1 protein-coding gene is annotated in these 1,094 nt (G+C 56.5%); it reads right to left on the minus strand.

The window, feature by feature from the left end; all coding sequences use genetic code 11:
* Positions 1-29 precede the first annotated feature (29 nt).
* A complete protein-coding gene (locus HBO10_RS30990) occupies positions 30-1,043 on the minus strand; it encodes an IS30 family transposase (protein WP_033900015.1) in 1,014 nt (337 codons plus the stop codon).
* Positions 1,044-1,094 lie beyond the last annotated feature (51 nt).

Consider the following 1,094-nt stretch of genomic DNA (forward strand, 5'->3'; position numbering starts at 1 on the left):
GGCGGTTGCAGGAGCTGAGTGCAACACGGTTATTGAATTGAAGCAGGAGCCTCATGTTGCAAGCCCATCAGCTGAGTGAATACCTCGATCGGACACAGCCAGTTAAATCGCTTGCGTGGTCGGATGTTCAGCAAATACGCAAACTTGTCCAACTCCTCTTGGGTGTACCTGGACAGGTCAGTTCCCTTGGGCAAAAACTGGCGGACAAGGCCGTTGGTGTTCTCGTTGGTTCCACGTTGCCATGGGCTGTGTGGGTCAGCAAAGTAAACAGCAATACCCGTCTTCTGAGTGAGTTCGGCGTGCCTGGCCATTTCCTTGCCCTGGTCATACGTCATGCTTTTACGAGCGGCCAGCGGCATGCCATTGAGCGCCGCGCTGAACCCTTCGACTGCCGATGTCGCCGTAGCGTCATTCATTTTCACCAGCATCAAATAGCCGCTGGAGCGCTCAACGAGTGTCCCGACCGCCGAGGCGTTGTTCTTCCCCTTGATCAAGTCGCCCTCCCAGTGCCCTGGCATCAAACGGTCTTCAACCTCCGGCGGGCGCAGGTGAATACTGACCATATCCGGAATCTGGCCGCGACGATCAACGCCCCCAGCGCGCGGTCTACGTGTGCTCTTGCCTTGTCGCAGACACTGCACCAGCTCCTTGCGCAACTCCCCGACGGGCATCGCATAGATCGCTTTGTAGATGGTTTCCCGGCAAACGTAGGCTTCTTCGAAATTGATTTTCATGACACGCAGCTTGCCCGCGATTTGCTCTGGGGAAAAGCGTTCTCGAAGCAAATGAAGCACCAGCTCGAAGCGTTCATTGCCCAGAACCAATTTTCTGGCAGGGCGGCAAACTTTACGGCGCTCGCGAGTGTGAGCCTGTGCAACGTGGGCAACGTATCTCCCATTGAGGGATCGATTGCGACGCAACTCGCGGCTGATCGTAGAGGGGCTTCGGCCAAGCATTCGAGCTATCTCGCGCTGACTAAGACCTTGATATTGCCCGACCTGGATCGTGGCGCGTTCTTCGACGCTGAGTTCTGTATAGGACATGGCGGCACCTTACCGGAGGGTGAGGTGTTGCACTCAGTTTTTGCGGCCGCC

It is taken from the genome of Pseudomonas sp. WS 5503, assembly GCF_012985385.1.
Taxonomy (GTDB): domain Bacteria; phylum Pseudomonadota; class Gammaproteobacteria; order Pseudomonadales; family Pseudomonadaceae; genus Aquipseudomonas; species Aquipseudomonas paracarnis.

What these genes read in the sequence shown, in the direction of transcription:
- HBO10_RS30990 (WP_033900015.1), bottom strand. Translation starts at nt 1,043, where the DNA reads ATGTCCTATACAGAACTCAGCGTCGAAGAACGCGCCACGATCCAGGTC.